Below are 525 nucleotides of genomic sequence, written 5' to 3' on the forward strand. Positions count from 1 at the left end.
GTACCGTCCGGGCGCCCGGTCCAGATGCCTATCAGATATCGCGCATTGAGGCCGACCGCCCACGCGTCGCGATAGCCGTAGCTGGTGCCGGTTTTCCACGCCAGCGGCACCGCCTGCGGCAGCGAGGCATCGGGAACCGGTTGCGCTTCGCCGGCCAAAATACGCCGGACGATCCATGCCGCCCCGGGCGACATCAGCGCGCGCTCGGTCAATGGATCGCTCGGCTTCAGGCGCAGCCGCGCCGCCTTGCCATGGCGGGCGAAGGCGCTGTACGCCGCGACAATATCTTCCAGCCGCGCCCCGGCGCCGCCGAGGATTAGCGACAGATTCGGCTCTGCGCCAGCGGGCAGCGTCAGGGGCAGCCCGGCGTTGCGTAAATTAGCCGCAAAGCGTGTTGGTCCATAGGCTTCGAGCACCTGCACCGCAGGCAGATTCAGCGACCGCACCAGCGCCTCGCTGGCGCTCACCGGGCCATGAAACCCGCGGTCGAAATTACGGGGGCGATAATCGCTAAAACGCCGTGGC

The 525-nt window shown here is 67.6% G+C and carries 1 pseudogene; it reads right to left on the reverse strand.

Annotated features, from left to right (window positions below):
• A pseudogene (locus GYA94_RS27345) lies at positions 1-525 on the reverse strand (peptidoglycan glycosyltransferase PbpC); the annotation flags it as partial.

Origin of the sequence: Pseudomonas juntendi (assembly GCF_009932375.1) — a bacterium.
GTDB lineage: Bacteria > Pseudomonadota > Gammaproteobacteria > Pseudomonadales > Pseudomonadaceae > Aquipseudomonas > Aquipseudomonas juntendi.